Annotated in this window: 17 protein-coding genes; 9 read left to right on the plus strand and 8 right to left on the minus strand. The window is 64.3% G+C overall.

Annotated features, from left to right (window positions below; genetic code table 11):
* Positions 1–57: 57 nt before the first annotated feature.
* On the minus strand, positions 58–639 hold the full coding sequence (locus E8F20_RS15720) for a YajG family lipoprotein (RefSeq protein WP_028629944.1): 582 nt from the start codon (positions 637–639) through the stop codon (positions 58–60).
* A 175-nt stretch (positions 640–814) separates the two neighbouring features.
* On the opposite strand from E8F20_RS15720, the gene E8F20_RS15725 reads away from it, so the two are divergent.
* The gene (locus E8F20_RS15725) at positions 815–1,048 is read left to right on the plus strand and encodes a hypothetical protein (protein WP_028629943.1); all 234 of its coding nucleotides are present in this window, start codon (positions 815–817) and stop codon (positions 1,046–1,048) included.
* 353 nt (positions 1,049–1,401) lie between these two features.
* Positions 1,402–2,919, plus strand: coding sequence for a malate dehydrogenase (quinone) (gene mqo / locus E8F20_RS15730; protein WP_280284541.1), 1,518 nt, complete (start codon positions 1,402–1,404; stop codon positions 2,917–2,919).
* A gap of 157 nt (positions 2,920–3,076) precedes the next feature.
* On the opposite strand, the gene E8F20_RS15735 is transcribed toward mqo, so the two are convergent.
* The gene (locus E8F20_RS15735) at positions 3,077–3,364 is read right to left on the minus strand and encodes a PA4642 family protein (RefSeq protein ID WP_028629941.1); all 288 of its coding nucleotides are present in this window, start codon (positions 3,362–3,364) and stop codon (positions 3,077–3,079) included.
* A gap of 63 nt (positions 3,365–3,427) precedes the next feature.
* Positions 3,428–3,916: a hypothetical protein gene (locus E8F20_RS15740; RefSeq protein WP_280284542.1), complete on the minus strand. Its 489-nt coding sequence runs from the start codon at positions 3,914–3,916 to the stop codon at positions 3,428–3,430.
* A 129-nt stretch (positions 3,917–4,045) separates the two neighbouring features.
* On the opposite strand from E8F20_RS15740, the gene dauA reads away from it, so the two are divergent.
* Positions 4,046–5,800 (plus strand): C4-dicarboxylic acid transporter DauA, encoded by a 1,755-nt coding sequence (gene dauA / locus E8F20_RS15745; RefSeq protein ID WP_280284543.1) that lies wholly within the window; start codon positions 4,046–4,048, stop codon positions 5,798–5,800.
* Here dauA and E8F20_RS15750 read toward each other — a convergent pair.
* Positions 5,767–6,240, minus strand: a complete 474-nt coding sequence (locus E8F20_RS15750) for a WbuC family cupin fold metalloprotein (protein ID WP_280284544.1) — start codon at positions 6,238–6,240, stop codon at positions 5,767–5,769. The two genes, dauA and E8F20_RS15750, sit on opposite strands and share 34 nt — an antisense overlap.
* On the minus strand, positions 6,241–6,798 hold the full coding sequence (locus E8F20_RS15755) for a hypoxanthine-guanine phosphoribosyltransferase (RefSeq protein WP_280284545.1): 558 nt from the start codon (positions 6,796–6,798) through the stop codon (positions 6,241–6,243). It abuts the gene before it with no gap.
* Positions 6,799–7,078: 280 nt separating this feature from the next.
* Here E8F20_RS15755 and upp point away from each other — a divergent pair, with 280 nt between their 5' ends.
* Positions 7,079–7,717, plus strand: a complete 639-nt coding sequence (gene upp / locus E8F20_RS15760; protein ID WP_028629936.1) for a uracil phosphoribosyltransferase — start codon at positions 7,079–7,081, stop codon at positions 7,715–7,717.
* A 3-nt stretch (positions 7,718–7,720) separates the two neighbouring features.
* Positions 7,721–8,998 carry a uracil-xanthine permease family protein gene (locus E8F20_RS15765; RefSeq protein WP_280284546.1) on the plus strand — a complete coding sequence of 426 codons (1,278 nt, stop codon included), beginning with the start codon at positions 7,721–7,723 and terminating at the stop codon, positions 8,996–8,998.
* A 126-nt stretch (positions 8,999–9,124) separates the two neighbouring features.
* Here the strand turns inward: E8F20_RS15765 and E8F20_RS15770 are convergent, their stop codons facing one another.
* From E8F20_RS15770 to E8F20_RS15780, 3 genes are all read right to left on the minus strand, one after another.
* Positions 9,125–10,492 (minus strand): MFS transporter, encoded by a 1,368-nt coding sequence (locus E8F20_RS15770; RefSeq protein WP_280284547.1) that lies wholly within the window; start codon positions 10,490–10,492, stop codon positions 9,125–9,127.
* Positions 10,493–10,631: 139 nt separating this feature from the next.
* The gene (gene hemH / locus E8F20_RS15775) at positions 10,632–11,660 is read right to left on the minus strand and encodes a ferrochelatase (protein ID WP_280284549.1); all 1,029 of its coding nucleotides are present in this window, start codon (positions 11,658–11,660) and stop codon (positions 10,632–10,634) included.
* The gene (locus tag E8F20_RS15780) at positions 11,660–12,568 is read right to left on the minus strand and encodes a TIGR01777 family oxidoreductase (protein WP_280284550.1); all 909 of its coding nucleotides are present in this window, start codon (positions 12,566–12,568) and stop codon (positions 11,660–11,662) included. Before E8F20_RS15780 ends, hemH begins: the two co-directional genes overlap by 1 nt.
* 197 nt (positions 12,569–12,765) lie before the next feature.
* On the opposite strand from E8F20_RS15780, the gene E8F20_RS15785 reads away from it, so the two are divergent.
* From E8F20_RS15785 to E8F20_RS15800, 4 genes are all read left to right on the plus strand, one after another.
* Entirely contained in the window at positions 12,766–13,749 is a 984-nt protein-coding gene (locus tag E8F20_RS15785; RefSeq protein WP_280284551.1) for an NAD(P)/FAD-dependent oxidoreductase, read from the plus strand.
* Entirely contained in the window at positions 13,746–13,967 is a 222-nt protein-coding gene (locus E8F20_RS15790) for a TIGR02450 family Trp-rich protein (RefSeq protein ID WP_280284552.1), read from the plus strand. The genes E8F20_RS15785 and E8F20_RS15790 overlap by 4 nt, the downstream gene beginning before the upstream one ends.
* A gap of 114 nt (positions 13,968–14,081) precedes the next feature.
* Positions 14,082–15,044, plus strand: a complete 963-nt coding sequence (locus E8F20_RS15795; protein ID WP_280284553.1) for a 2-thiouracil desulfurase family protein — start codon at positions 14,082–14,084, stop codon at positions 15,042–15,044.
* 2 nt (positions 15,045–15,046) lie between these two features.
* Positions 15,047–15,976 carry a MerR family transcriptional regulator gene (locus E8F20_RS15800; protein WP_280284554.1) on the plus strand — a complete coding sequence of 310 codons (930 nt, stop codon included), beginning with the start codon at positions 15,047–15,049 and terminating at the stop codon, positions 15,974–15,976.
* The last annotated feature ends 8 nt before the right edge of the window (positions 15,977–15,984 follow it).

The following is a 15,984-nucleotide window of genomic DNA, read 5'->3' on the forward strand; positions in this document are numbered from 1 at the left end:
CAGTTGCACGCAGAAAAAAGCCCGGCGCTTGGCCGGGCTCCATCGTGCAGGGCTGCCTTACTGCGAAAGCACCTGACCGATGGTCGGGTCCTTGAAGGCACGGGTCAGGGCGTCGCTCAGCACATCGCTCACCAGCTTGGTGTTGGTCTGCTGGTTCGGTGCGGTACCGAAGCGCTGGTTCAGCGAGGCGCCGTATTTGCCGCTGTAGCGACGGGTGCTGTTCTGCACATCGACGCGGAAGCTGGCGCTGATGTTGGCCTCGGTGACATAGGTTTCCTTGGGCGACTGGTACTTCAGGTCGGCCAGGGTCAGGGTCAACTGCGGGGCGTTGTAAGCGTTCGGGGACGGGGTGAAGCCTAGAAGGCGCACAGCGGCCTCGGCCTCAGCCTGCAGGCGCGGCAGGATGTCCTGGCTCTGCACGCTGATCGCGCTGGTGTCGGAATAGATGCCGCCACGGGTGCCAAGCACCGGGGACGGACGACCATCGGCGACGCGCACCACCACCGGCTGACCCTGGCCCATCGGGGTCAGCGGGCCGGTGAGCTTTGGTTGCGGGCTAAGTTGCTGCGGGCTGAGGGCACAGCCGACCAGGGTCAGGCTGAGGGCGGCCAGCAGGCCAAGCAACGGGCGTTTCAGCATGCTTTATCTCTCCAGGAGTGAAGGCAAAACGGCCGGCAGTATAACCAGCCAGCCAGGGTACTGACAGAGCGCCATTCCCGTGCAATGTCAGACCGCCATCCGTGCTTGCGGTTCCTGTCATGCCCTTGTCACGCCCGCGTGGGATAAAGGCGCTGCCCTGATTGGAGTAGTCCCGATGATCCTCTTCTGGTCCCTGTTCGCCCGTCGCCCGCAACGCCGCTGCTTCGCCCTGGTGGATACCGCCGGGATCTGCCGTGGCCTGCACCAGGGAATCGACTGCCCGGCCACCGGCAACTGGGTGGAAGTCCGCGAATCCAGCCTCGCCTGGCTCGACCAGCCCCTCCCCGCAAGCGCCCGCGTCGCACCGGTCGTCGGACAGCCTGCACGCCGCCGCGCGTTGGCAGCCTGACCGGCGGATGAAGAAAAGTCACAGCAAGCGCCCTATTCCCCCGATTTCATCGTTATAATCGCCCCCCGATTATAAGGTCGTCTCCTGATCGGGCCTCGCAACACCGCACCTCGCGCCAGCTTGGGCATCCGCACAGCCCCACAGAGAGCCGTCCACTTTTCGCGCTGCCACTCGTTGGTTCGCCGCATCCTTTCGCCCAAATTGCAAACGCTTTTTTGCAGGGACGCATGCGTAGTAACGCGCGCGCAGACGGAAGCGGCCTGCCCGGGGGTAGGCGATCCTTTTGAGGTTCACGTCTCCAAAAGAGCGTGAGAAGACGGTTTTTCACTACTTCACGAGAGAGTGGCGAGCAAATGGCGCAAAACGATTACGAAGCAGTGGACGTGTTGCTGGTCGGGGCCGGCATCATGAGCGCTACGCTGGCGGTACTGCTTAAAGAGCTCGATCCCGGCATCAAGCTGGAGATCGCAGAACTCCGGGAGTCGGGGGCCATCGAGAGCTCCAACCCCTGGAACAACGCAGGTACCGGCCATGCAGGCCTCTGCGAGCTGAACTACACGCCCCAGGCGGCCGATGGCTCCATCGACATCAAGAAGGCCATCAACATCAACGCCCAGTTCGAGGTCTCCAAGCAGTTCTGGGCCTACATGAGCGGCAAGAGCGCATTCGGCTCGCCCAAGACCTTCATCAACGCCGTCCCGCACCTTTCTTTCGTGCGCGGCGACAAAGACACCGCGTTCCTCAAGAAGCGCTTCGAGCTGCTCCGCCAGCACCACGCCTTCAGCGAGATGGAGTACACCGAAGACCGCGCCACCATGGCCAAATGGACGCCGCTGATGATGAAAGGCCGCGACGCGTCCGAGAAGATCGCCGCGACCCGCGCCATGAACGGCACCGACGTCAACTTCGGCGCGGTCACCAATCAGTTGCTGCAATACCTCACCAGCCTGTCGAACACCCGTGTCAGCTACTTCCAGAAGGTCACTGACCTCAACCGTACCGACAAGGGCTGGAAAGCCAGCATCAAGAACACCCAGACCGGCGCCAGTCGCGAAGTGTCCGCACGCTTCGTGTTCCTGGGTGCCGGCGGCGGCGCACTGCCGCTGCTGCAGCTCTCCGGCATCCCCGAAGGCAAGGGCTTCGGCGGCTTCCCGGTAAGCGGCCAGTGGCTGCGCTGCGACAACCCGGAAGTGGTCAAGCAGCACCAGGCCAAGGTCTACAGCCAGGCCGAAGTCGGCGCCCCGCCGATGTCCGTGCCGCATTTGGACACCCGTGTGGTCGATGGCAAGAAGTCGCTGCTGTTCGGCCCTTACGCCGGCTTCACCACCAAGTTCCTCAAGCACGGTTCCTTCATGGACCTGCCGCTCTCGGTGCGCCCGAGCAATCTCGGCCCGATGCTGGCCGTGGCTCGCGACAACTTCGACCTGACCCGCTACCTGGTCAAGGAAGTGATGCAATCCCAGGAACAGCGCCTGGATGCCCTGCGCAAGTTCTATCCGGACCTGAACCCGGCCGACTGGCGCCTGGAAGTGGCCGGCCAGCGTGTGCAGATCATCAAGAAGGACGCCAAGAACGGCGGCATCCTGCAATTCGGCACCGAACTGGTCTCGGCCGAAGACGGCAGCATCGCTGCCTTGCTGGGTGCCTCTCCGGGTGCGTCCGTGACCGTGTCCATCATGCTCAACCTGATCGAGCGCTGCTTCGCCGAGCAGGCCCGTTCCGAGCAGTGGGTTGCCAAGCTGAAGGAAATCTTCCCGGCCCGCGAGAAGGCCCTGGAAAGCGACGCGGCCCTGTACCGCGAAGTCAGCACCCGCTCCGACGAGCGCCTGGGCCTGACCAGCGTCGATACCGCGGCGCAGAGCATCGCCTGAGCCTGGGCATCACGCTGATCGAAAAAAACCGCCCTTCGGGGCGGTTTCTTTTTGTCTGCTGAAAGCCGACTCGAAGCGCCTGTCTTGTGCGAGCCGAGCATCAGCGCCAAAGAAAAAGCCCCGCTCGATGGCGGGGCTCGTTCGTCAGCGCAAGGTATCAGCCACGCGCAGCCTTGATCACCTCAATATAGGGCTCGGCCTGGCGTTGGTCCTGAATCAGGGCGATGAAGTCGTTGCCCTGCTCATCCTTGGCATTGAGGTCGTAACCGGCTTCGACGAAGAAGCCGACGAAGCGCTCGAAGTCATCGATACGCAGGCCACGGTAGGCCTTGATCAGCTTGTGCAGCGACGGCGGCGTGGAATCAGCCGGCTCGACCGCGAGGAACAGCTTGATCGAGTCCTCGGAGATTTCTTCGCCAATCACCTGCTTCTTGTCTTTACGCATCGCTCACTTCTCTCGGGCCAGGTATCACGGGGCGGGCAGTTTACCTCCGCCCGGCCCCCACGCTCAACGCAGGCGTACCGCGCCGCTGTGCAGGTCGGCCCAGACATGGCCGTTGGGGTAGCTGAGGAACTGGCAATACACCGGCCCGTTGCGCAACAGATCAAGCACGGCCGCGTACTGCACCATCGGGTAATTCAGGCTTAGGATGCGGCTCTGGGGGTCATAGCTCGGCTTCTTCAAGCTCTTGCCCTCGACGTCGAACTGGATCACCACCTGTCGCACATCGGCGCCCTTGCTCAGCGGCTTGCCCTTGAGACGCACCACGGCGGGCGAAGTGATCGGAATCGGCTGCTGGTTGGACTGGCGCTGGCTACCCAACACGACCGAGTACTCAGTGATCTGGATCAACTGCTGCTGATCAGGCTGTTCATGGCGCAGTGAAAGGTCGTCAGGCGGCAGGAACTGGCCATGCATGGGCGCGTTCTCGGCGGCGCCGAGGGGCAGGCTCAGAAACAGGACCAGGCAGGCCCCGAAGCGCAGGGAAACGGGCATCGACAACTCCGCAATCAGATAAGCGCGCCACTCTAGCACGCGCCTTTCGGACAGCGGCATACGACTCAGGTCAACCCTCAACCGGCAATCCAGACCCTATACTCGGCGAGTTCCAGCGAAGGAGCCGCCATGTCCACATACCTCCCCCCACTATTTGCTGCCCTGCGCCAGTCCCTGTGCGAGGGGTACTCGCTGTCGAGCCTGCGTGGCGACCTGGCCGCTGGCGTGACCGTCGGCATCATCGCCATTCCCTTGGCCATGGCGCTGGCCATTGCAGTCGGCGTAGCCCCGCAGCACGGCCTCTACACGGTGCTGATGGCCGCGCCGTTGATCGCCCTCACTGGCGGCTCGCGCTTCAATATTTCGGGCCCCACCGCCGCCTTCGTGGTGATCCTGCTGCCGATCACCCAGCAGTTCGGCCTCGGCGGCCTGCTGCTCTGTACCTTTATGGCCGGGCTGATCCTCATCGCCATGGGCCTGGCGCGCCTGGGCCGACTGATCCAGTTCATCCCCTATCCAGTGACCCTGGGCTTCACTGCCGGCATCGGCATCGTCATCGCGACCCTGCAGATCAAGGACCTTCTGGGCCTGCAGCTGGCGCAGACGCCGCAGAACTATGTGGACCAATTACGCCTGCTCGGCGAAGCGCTGCCGACCACACACCTCGGCGACACTTTGGTGGCCATCGCCTGCTTCGCAGTACTGGTGTTCTGGCCGCGCCTGGTCCCCAAAGTGCCGGGACATCTGGTGGCCCTGGCCCTGGGAGCCCTGCTCGGCCTGCTGCTGGAGGCCCTGAACCTGCCTGTCGCCACCCTCGGCGAGCGCTTCAGCTACATGGTGGACGGCGTCAGCCATCCCGGCATTCCGCCCTTCCTCCCGACCTTCGCCTGGCCCTGGCAACTGCCCGGACCGGATGGCCAGCCCCTTGGCCTGTCCTTCGAGCTGATTCGCCAGTTGCTAGCGCCGGCCTTCGCCATCGCCATGCTCGGCGCCATCGAATCGCTGCTCTGCGCCGTCGTGGCCGACGGTATGGCCGGCACGCGTCACGATCCCAATGCCGAACTGGTCGGCCAGGGCCTGGGCAATCTGGTCGCCCCACTGTTCGGCGGTATCACTGCCACCGCCGCAATCGCCCGCAGCGCCGCCAACGTCCGTGCCGGAGCGCGTTCGCCCATCGCCGCCATCATTCACGCCGGCGTGGTCCTGCTGGCGATGCTGCTGCTCGCGCCGCTGTTCAGCTACCTGCCCATGGCCGCGCTGGCCGCACTGCTGCTAATGGTGGCCTGGAACATGAGCGAGGCACGGCATGTGGCGCATACCCTGCGCATCGCGCCGCGCAATGACGTGTTGGTGCTGCTGACCTGCCTGATACTGACGGTATTGTTCGATATGGTGCTGGCGGTGGGTGTTGGCCTGCTGCTGGCCGCGGGCCTGTTCATCAAGCGCATGAGTGACCTCACCGACACGGCCCCGCTACCACGTCACTTCCACGAAGCGCTGCACGAGTTGCCCGAACAGGTGCTGGCGTACGCTATTCGCGGGCCGCTGTTCTTCGGTGCAGCCGAGAAAGCCCTGAGCGTGCTTCGCCGTTTCAACCCCGAGGTGAAAGTGGTGATCGTCGAAATGGGGGCGGTTCCCATGCTGGACATGACGGCGCTGGCCGCCCTGGAGAACCTGCTGCACGACTACAGTCGCCAAGGCGTAGGATTGGTGCTGGTGGGCACTTCACCTCGAGTGCGACTGAAACTCCGCCGCGCTGGCGTCCACCGGGAGAGCGGCCGCCTGGCCTATGTGCAGTCGCTGGAACAAGCACGGGCCAAGGCGCTGCAATGGCTGCACAGCGATGCGCCTCAAACGAACAGCGAGCGCATCCAGGCCAAGTAATCGGCCGCGCCTGGCTCACCCTCGCGAGGTGCCCAGGCCGGTTGCTCGCCTTCGCCAACCGGACGGTAAGGACCGGCCTTGCACTCGAACAGCAGGCTGTCCGGATCCAGCACCACCAGGGCATGGAACACACCTGGCGGCAGATTGACGCCAATGCAATCACCGCCGGCGACCAGTTCGCGCTTGTCGGTCACCTTGCCGTCGTCATCGAAGATCAGCAGGCCCAGACGGCCCTTGAGCACCAGCAAACTTTCCGCCTTGTCAGCGGACAGGTGCCGGTGCGGCGGGATGTAGGTTTCGGGTTGCAGCCCCACCGCCATGCGATGGCAGGGCTCTTCCATGGCATGGAAGTTATGGTGCTGGCGCTTGCGCGGGCTCGCCGCAGCTTTCTCGGCCAAGTCGGCGAACAGGCCCTGATCGAGGAAACGTGGCGCGCCCATTCAGAGCCCCTTGACCGCGAAGATGCCCGCGGCGTTGCGCCAGTAGCCCTTGTAGTCCATGCCGTAGCCGAAGATGTAGCGGTCTTCGCAGGGCAGGCCCACGTAATCGGCCTTCAAGTCCGGGCGGGCCTTGCGGTCATGGGTCTTGTCGATCAGCACAGCGGTATGCACGGTGGCGGCACCGGCGTGTTTGCAGAAGTCGATGATGGCGGCCAGGGTGTGCCCCTCGTCGAGGATGTCATCGATGATCAGCACATCGCGGTCGATGAAGGAGATTTCCGGCTTGGCCTTCCAGAACAGCTCACCGCCGCTGGTTTCGTTGCGGTAGCGGGTGGCGTGCAGGTAGGACAGCTCCAGCGGGAAGTTCAGCTTGGGCAGCAGCTTGCCGGCAAAGATCAGACCGCCGTTCATCACGCAGAAGACCACCGGATTGCGCTCGGCCAGTTCACCATTGATGGCTTCGCCGACCTGGGCGATGGCCGCCTCGACCTGGGTTTCGGTGTACAGGCAGTCGGCTTCGGCCATTACCTGGCGGATGTGTGCGAGATCGGCGGACATGGCAATTCCTCTAGGTTCGGCGGGGAACATGCACGGTTCCCGGTGAAAACTTGAACGGGGCGTCAAGATAAAAGTCGGCAAAGGTACCCATCCGCCTGCCCCGGGGCAAGCCCCGACGGACGAGTGTCGACCATACTGCAGCAGGCTGCTGCCGCATGTGACAGTTCCTTGCCTGACCGCGACATCAGCGGCCGCTGACCCACCAGTCAGTGCAGCACAGCCCGTGATCAATGGATTAAGCTAACGCAATTTTTTTGCCAGCCCGCCGGAGAACCCTTCCATGCCCATTCGTGAGATCCGCCACCCGCTGATCCGCCACAAGCTCGGCCTGATGCGCCGCGCCGACATAAGCACCAAGAACTTCCGCGAACTGGCACAGGAAGTCGGCGCCCTGCTGACTTACGAAGCGACCAATGACCTGCCCTTGGAAAACTACGAAATCCAGGGCTGGGCCGGCACTGTGCAGGTCGAGAAGATCGCCGGCAAGAAGATCACCGTGGTGCCCATCCTGCGCGCCGGAATCGGCATGCTCGACGGCGTGCTCAGCCTGATCCCGGGCGCCAAGGTCAGCGCCGTCGGCGTTGCCCGTAACGAGGAAACCCTGGAAGCCCACACCTACCTGGAGAAGCTTGCGCCGGAGATCGACGAGCGCCTGGCGCTGATCATCGACCCGATGCTGGCCACCGGCGGCTCGATGGTCGCGACCATCGACCTGCTCAAACGCGCCGGCTGCAAGGAAATCCGCGCCATGGTGCTGGTCGCCGCACCCGAAGGCATCAAGGTCGTCAACGATGCCCACCCGGACGTCATGATCTTCACCGCGTCCATCGATCAGAAGCTCAACGAGCACGGCTACATCATCCCGGGCCTCGGCGATGCCGGCGACAAGATCTTCGGCACCAAGCAGAAGGAAAACTGATCGATGAGCGACGAATTCAAGGACCCGCTCTGGCGTCAGGTCATCTCCGGCGCACAGATGCTTTTCGTGGCCTTTGGCGCCCTGGTGCTGATGCCGTTGATCACCGGACTGGACCCGAACGTAGCGCTCTTCACCGCCGGCCTTGGCACCCTGCTGTTCCAGTTGGTCACCGGACGCCAGGTTCCGGTATTCCTGGCCTCCAGCTTCGCCTTCATCACCCCCATCATCCTCGCCAAGGGCCAGTTCGGCCTGGCCGCGACCATGGGCGGCGTGGTGGCGGCGGGCTTCGTCTATACATTCCTTGGCCTTGCCGTGAAGATCAAAGGCACCGGTTTCATCGACCGCCTGCTGCCGCCGGTGGTGATCGGTCCGGTGGTGATCTCCATCGGCCTAGCCATGGCCCCCATCGCCGCCAACATGGCCATGGGCAAGGGCGGTGACGGCGCCGAGCTGATCCCCTACGCCACCGCCATGTGGATTTCCATGCCGGCGCTGCTCACCACGCTGATTGTCGCCGTGTTCGGCAAGGGCATCTTCCGCCTGGTACCGATCATCTCCGGCGTGCTGGTTGGTTTCGCCCTGTCCTTCTGGTTCGGCGTGGTCGACACCGCCAGGATCGCCGCCGCACCCTGGCTGGAACTGCCGAACTTCACCGCACCCGAGTTCAATCTGCAGGCCATTCTGTTCATCGTCCCGGTGGCCCTGGCCCCGGCCATCGAGCACATCGGCGGGGTGATCGCGGTGGGCAGCGTGACCGGTCGCAACTACCTGAAGAAGCCCGGCCTGCACCGCACCCTGCTGGGCGACGGCCTCGCCACCTCGGCCGCCGGCCTGTTCGGCGGCCCGCCGAACACCACCTACGCGGAAGTGACCGGCGCGGTGATGCTGACCAAGAACTACAACCCGAAAATCATGACCTGGGCAGCGGTCTTCGCCGTCGGCCTGGCCTTCATCGGCAAGTTCGGCGCCATTCTGCAGAGCATCCCGGTACCGGTCATGGGCGGCATCCTCTGCCTGCTGTTCGGCTCCATCGCCGCGGTGGGCCTGAACACCATGATCCGCCACCAGGTGGACCTGGCCGAGGCGCGCAACCTGGTGATCGTCTCCGTGACCCTGGTGTTCGGCATCGGCGGCATGCTGGTGGGCACCGGCACCGGCCAGGACGACTTCGGCCTGAAAGGCATCGCCCTCTGCGCCATCGTCGCCATCGCCCTCAACCTGATCCTGCCGGGCCATCAGACCTGGAAGCATCAGCGCCCGGACGATGCGCCGCACATCTGAAACAGCGCCATGAAACAGCCCCGCGATGCGGGGCTTTTTTTGCCTGCTTGTGCCGTAGGTTGTGGCTGAGCTACGCAAAACCCAACGATATCCCCCCGGTTGGGCTTCGTTGCACTCAGCCACAACCTATGTGGAAGGTTGTGCCTCGCGAAGCATCGTTTCGTCCTGCGAATCCACGCCCCACTGCTGCAGGCGCTTCAAGCTTTCGCGGTACGGCTTCAGGCCGGCCCCTAGCAGCACCACCGAACTGGCCACCGCAAGGGTCGTGACGATCAGCAACGAGTAACGCAGGGCCTTATCGTCGGCGAAGACGTAGTCCGTCACCAGGGCGACCGCCGTGGGACCGAAACCGAGACCGATCAGGGTGATCACGAAAAGGTAGATCGCCGAAGCCTGACCCCGCATGGAGTTGGGCATGATCTCCTGGATCGCCGCCGGCGCCACGCCGAAGGGCATGCTCAGGCAGAACACCGTGGGCGCCATCAGCACCGTGACCCAGAAGGCATCGTCCATCAGCGGGAAGAGCACCACGAGCGGCAGCGCCCCCACGGCGGCGAACAGGCCGACGCGCATGTTGGCGTCGGCCCGCCCATGCTTGGCCATCCAGTCCGCCAGCCGTCCACCGAAAACGATGCCGAGACAGCCGAATACCGCCACTAGGCTGCCGTAGATCACACCCACTTGGCCGGCGTCCCAGCCGTGGGTGCGAATGTAGAAGGTGGGAATCCAGGCGGCGCTGCCGTAACCGGCGAAGGCCAGGCCGGCGAAGCCGAAGTTGTGGCAAATCACGGTGCGCCGGTTGCTGCGCAGGTAGCGACCGACTTCCGCAAGGGGCACCACCACGCCGGCGCCAACGCCGCGCCGCTGGGGTTCACGCACGGCCAGCATCAACAAGGTGAAGAGTACGCCTGCCGCGCCGAGGGCCAGGAAAATCAACTGCCAGGGCCGCACCTCGCCCACGAGCGGCAAGTGCACGTCGCCCTGGGCGGAAGCGAACTTGATCACCAGCCCACCGAGCAGGAAGGCCAGCCCGGAGCCGAGATAGACGCCCATGGAATAGACGCTGATGGCGGTGGCACGACGCTCCTTGGGAAAACTGTCAGCGATCAGCGAATAAGCCGCCGGCGACAACGCCGCCTCGCCCACGCCAACGCCAATGCGACAGAGCAGGAACTGCCAGTAGAGCTTGGCCATGCCGCAAGCTGCGGTGGCGGCGCTCCAGAACAGCACGCCGACCGCAATCAGCCCACGTCGGCTGCGGCTATCGGCCAGACGCCCCAGGGGAATGCCACACACGGTGTAGAAAAGTGCGAAGGATAAGCCCATCAGCAAGCTCATCTGCGTGTCGCTGATGGCCAGGTCGCGGCGGATGGGCTCCACCAGCAGGTTGAGGATTTGCCTGTCGATGAAGGACAGCACATACGCCACCATCAGGATGGCGACGGTGGTCCACGCGCTCAGGCTCGAGGGGTAGCCGTTGTTCTTGTTCTGCACTGGGCTCTCCTCGGCGCCGCCGGTGCGGCGCACGACGGTTGAAGAAGAACCCAGCTTAGGTGGCCATGGACAGGCTGAATACCGGAGATCACACAATATAGGCAGAGTGAATGCGCATCATGCACTCCGGCTGATAACTTCAGAGCGGCCTTACGGCCGTCTCGCAGAGCCGGGCTAGCGCCGACACCCACTGCGGATGGCTATTCATGCACGGCACCAGCACCAGCTCACGGCCACCGGCTTCCCGGAACTGCTCGCTGCCGCGCTGGCCGATTTCCTCCAGCGTTTCGATGCAGTCGGCCACGAAGGCTGGGCACATCACCAGCAGCTTCTTCACGCCCTGCTTCGCCAGCTCGTCGAGGCGGGCCTCGGTATAGGGCTCGATCCACTTGTCCCGGCCCAGGCGGGATTGAAAGGACACCGACCACTGTCCGGGCTTCAAGCCGGCGCGCTCGGCGAAGGCTTCCGCGGTGCGCTGGCACTGGCTGCGGTAGCAGACCGCCAGGACCTGGTCGCTGACGCCACGGCTGTCCGGGGCACGCAAGTCGTGCTGCGGGTCGATGCCTTTCACCAGCTTGCGGATGTGCCGCTCGGGCAACCCGTGGAAGCTCAGCAGCAGGTGATCGAACTCCTGCTCCAGGTAAGGCTTGGCGCTGGCCACCAGGGCGTCCAGGTAGTCCGGCTCGGCAAAGAAGGGAGGCAGCACCGACACCTGCAGCTTAAGGCCCTGCTCGCGAATCACCCGACGTGCCTCTTCGATGGCAGTTGTGGTGGTGCTGTCGGCGAACTGCGGATAGAGAGGTGCCAGGGTGACGCGTTTGACGCCCTGCCCGGCCAATTTGCGCAGCGCGCGTTCGATCGAGGGTTCGCCGTAGCGCATGGCCAGCTCCACCGGACCATGGGGCCAGTGCGGGCCGATGGCCTCCTGCAGCTCACGGCTGAGAACAATCAGCGGCGAGCCATCCGGCCACCAGATGGACGAATAGGCGTGGGCCGACTGCGCCGGGCGCTTGATCAGGATCAGCGAAACCAGCAGGCGCCGCAGCGGCCAGGGCAAGTCAACCACGTAAGGGTCCATGAGGAACTGGTCGAGGTAGCTCCTTACATCCTCCACCTTGGTGGAAGCCGGAGATCCCAGGTTGACCAACAGCAACGCGTGATCAGTCATCAAACATCCTTAGGCTTCAGCAGGTCGCCGAGCGCCATGTCCAGATCGGTGAATGCAAAGGTGAAACCTGCCGCCCGCAACCGGGCCGGCACCGCGCGCTGTCCACCCAGCAGCAAGCCGGACAGTTCGCCCAGCAGCAGACGCAGGACGAACGCCGGGGCCGGCATGAAGGCGGGCCGCCCCAACACACGCCCCAGGCTGCGGGCAAAGTCGCGGTTGCGTACCGGCTGCGGCGAGCACGCATTATAGGGACCGCGCGCATCGTCCTGCCGCAAGAGAAAATCGATCAACGCGATTTGATCATCCAGATGTACCCAAGGCATCCATTGCCGGCCATTGCCCAAGGGACCACCCAGCCCCAACTTGAACGGCGGCACCAGGCGCTTGAGGAAACCACCGTCACGTGCCAGCACCAAACCGGTGCGCACCAGCACCACACGGATGCCAAGTGCGTCGGCGCGTTGCGCGGTCTCTTCCCAGGCCACGCAGAGCTGGCTGGCGAAGTCGTCGGTTACAGGCGGCGAATCCTCGGTCAGCTCCCGCTCTCCACCATCGCCGTACCAGCCTACCGCCGAGCCGCTGAGCAGCACCCGCGGCATCTGGTCGCGCTTCTCCAGCCACTCCAGCAGCTGCTCGGTAAGGGTAATGCGGCTGCCCCAAAGCTGTGCCTTGCGCTTGTTGCTCCAATGGCGATCAGCGATGGGTTCGCCGGCCAGGTTGACGATGGCGTCCAGAGGCTCGTCGCCATAGTCGGAAAACTGACTGATGCCACGCACCGCACGGCCACACAGGCTGGCGACGCCTTGCGGTCGGCGGCTCAGGACTGTTAGCTGATGACCCTCGGCCAGCCATCGTTGGCAGAGCGCCCGGCCGATCAGACCAGTACCGCCGGTCAGCAATATGTGCATGGCATCCTCCTCGCATGGCGCTAAGTGCGGATATCGCCCTAGTCTGGTTTATGACGTTTCGACGTGCCCCGGATTGGGCCACGCACCGTCAGAAATACAGGCATCCGCGATTGGAACCGACCAACCTGTACAACGTTTGAATATTGTACAGGTCTTGTCTAAAGCGTAGCCTGTAGCCATAGGTAACGAGGTAGACCATGAGTGCACCTATCGCCATCATCGGTACCGGTATATCCGGCCTCTCCGCCGCCCAGGCGCTCCATGCGGCTGGGCAGGACGTGGAACTCTTCGACAAGAGTCGCGGCAGTGGCGGGCGCATGGCCAGCAAACGCAGCGATGCCGGCTCCGTTGACCTTGGCGCCCAGTACTTCACCGCCCGCGACCGGCGCTTCGCCGAAATGGTGCAGCAATGGCGCGACCGCGGCTGGGTCGCCGAGTGGTCGCCGAGTCTCTACAACTACAGCGAAGGCCGTCTGCTGCCCTCCCCCGACGAGCAGATCCGCTGGGTCGGCACACCACGCATGAGCGCCATCACCCGCGCCCTGCTCGGCGCCCTGCCGGTGAACTTCGCCTGCCGCATCACCGAGGTCTTCCGTGGCGAACGCCACTGGGGCCTGCAGGATGCCGAAGGTCTCAGCCACGGCCCCTTCAGCCATGTGATCGTCGCCACGCCAGCACCTCAGGCTGCTGCATTGCTGGCCGCCGCCCCCAAACTGGCCGGCGCCGCCGCAAGCGTTGCCATGGAGCCGACCTGGGCCGTGGCGATGGGATTCAACGAACCACTGGACACCCGCGTAGAAGGCTGTTTCCTGCAAGACAGTCCGCTGGAGTGGCTCGCTCGCAACCGCTCCAAGCCAGGTCGCGAAGCCAGTCTGGACACCTGGGTCCTGCATGCCACCAGCGCCTGGAGCAAGCAACACCTGGACATGCCCAAGGAAGCGGTGATCGAGCACCTCCATGGCGCATTCGCCGAGATGATTGGCTGTGCCGTACCAGCCCCGAATTTCAGCCTGGCCCATCGCTGGCTCTATGCCCGGCCCAGCCAGGCGCACCAGTGGGGCGCCCTCGCCGACGCGGACCTGGGGTTGTACGCCTGCGGTGACTGGTGCCTGTCCGGTCGCGTGGAAGGCGCCTGGCTCAGCGGCCAGGAAGCCGCACGCCGACTGCTCGAACACCTGTGACCGCGCCGCGGTTGAACCCGCGTAAACTGCTACTCTCGAAATGGACGGCCCTAGAGCCGTCCGACCGCGAAAAACACTTTCTGGTCAGCCGTCTCATCCTCGATGACGCCGGCGAAATATGGGCTGTGGAACTCGAAGCAGTGCACACTCACCGCAACCAGCGCTTGCCCTGGCGCGCCTTGGCCGACACCCGCCGCTGGCAGATCGGCTGGCACTGACCCCGCCTCCCCAAACTTGTACAAGGCATTTGACTTGTACAATTTTGTTTCTATTATTCCTTGAAAGCTATACATAAATCAGGACTTGTATAACTCATGTCCAGGTATATCCCCATGCCCTTAGATCTGCCCCAGCGCCCCAAACTGGGCATCAGCGCCTGCCTCCTCGGTGACCCCGTGCGCTTCAATGGCGGGCACAAGGAATCGCGGTTGTGCAGCCGCAGCCTGGCGGAGCATTTCGATTTCGTGCCCCTGTGCCCGGAAGTGGCCATCGGCCTCGGCATTCCCCGCGAACCCATCCGCCTGGTGGGCGACGCCGTTGCCCCGCGCGCAGTGAACAGTCGCGAACCTCAACGCGACCACACCGAAGCGTTGGCAGAGTTCGGCGAAATCATGGCCACGCAGCTCGACGACATCAGCGGCTATATCTTCATGCAGAAATCCCCATCCTGCGGGCTCGAACGGGTCAAGGTCTACCAGGCCAACGGCCATACGAGCGACGGTGGCGGCCGCGGAATCTTCGCCAGCGCCTTCTGTGCCCGCCGTCCAGACCTGCCCGTGGAAGAAGACGGTCGCCTCAACGACCCGGTCCTGCGGGAAAACTTCCTCACGCGCGTCTACGCGTATGCCCAATGGCAGGCGCTGCGTCGCGAGGGCCTGAGCCACAAGTCGATCATCGCCTTCCACTCTCGCTACAAGTACCAGCTGATGGCGCACGACCCGGTGCAGTACAAGGTCCTTGGTCGCCTGCTCGGCGGCATCGGCGCACAGCCGGCGGAGGAGATCGGCCCGCGTTACTTCTCGGCCCTGATGGTCGCCCTGAGGAAATGCGCCACCCGCGGAACTCACAGCAACGTGCTGCAGCACCTCAGCGGCTACCTGAAGCCTCACCTCAGCCGCCCCGAGAAGGCCGAACTCCAGCGCCTGATTGAGCAGTACCGCAGCGGCGTGGTCCCACTGGTTGTGCCTATCACCCTGCTCAAACACCACTTCAACGGTCACCCGGACCGATACATCGCCCAGCAGGCCTACCTGCAGCCGCATCCGGAAGAACTCAGCCTGCGCAACGCCCTCTAGCCATGGACATCACCGGCGACAACCCAACGGGCAACGACTACCAAGCTGCCCTCGCACGCGGCCTGCTACCGATCCGCGAAGTGGCGCGCCAGACCGGCGTCAATCCGGTAACCCTGCGCGCCTGGGAACGCCGCTACGGATTGATCGTGCCGCTTCGCACCAGCAAGGGCCACCGCCTGTATACCCGGGAAGAAGTGGCGCGCATCCACCTGATCCTGACCTGGCTGGACCGGGGCGTCGCTGTGGGTCAGGTCAAGGGGTTACTTAAGGACCAAGACGCACCGGCATCCCTCGATACCTCCTCCGGCTCACCCTGGGAAGAGCAGCGCCGGAACCTGTTGGAGGCCATCGGCAACCTCGCCGAGCGTCAGCTGGATGAGTGCTTCAACGCAGCCATGGCGCTGTATCCGCCCCAGACGCTCTACCGCCAGTTGCTACAGCCGCTGCTGCAAGACCTGGAGCAGCGCTGGCGCAACCAGTTCGGCGGTCAGGTGGAACGCGTGTTCCTCTACTCCTGGCTGCGCACCAAGCTCGGCACACGCCTCTACCACAACAACCGCCAGTACAGCGCCGCGCCGATCCTCCTGGTCAACGCCTCCGACCTGCCCATGGAGCCAGGCCTCTGGCTGACTGCCTGGCTCGTCAGCAGCGCCGATTGCGCGGTGGAAGTCTTCGACTGGCCGGTGCCCGCCGCCGAACTAACACTGGCCATGGCGCAGATCCAACCCCGCGCCCTGCTCTTCTACTCCAGCCAGCCGCTCGCAGCCGGCCAGTTGCCGCGACTGCTCGACGGCCACCCCTGCCCATGCCTGCTGGGCGGCCCCGCCGCGGCCATCCACCAGGCGGAACTCGCCCCTGGCGCCACCCTGGCCGAAGGCCCGTTGGACGCCCTGCAAGCCCTAGCCAACCTGGGCCTGCTACTCAACCGATAAAGGAACGC

It is taken from the genome of Pseudomonas sp. BN415, from assembly GCF_029871195.1.
Lineage (GTDB): Bacteria > Pseudomonadota > Gammaproteobacteria > Pseudomonadales > Pseudomonadaceae > Metapseudomonas > Metapseudomonas resinovorans.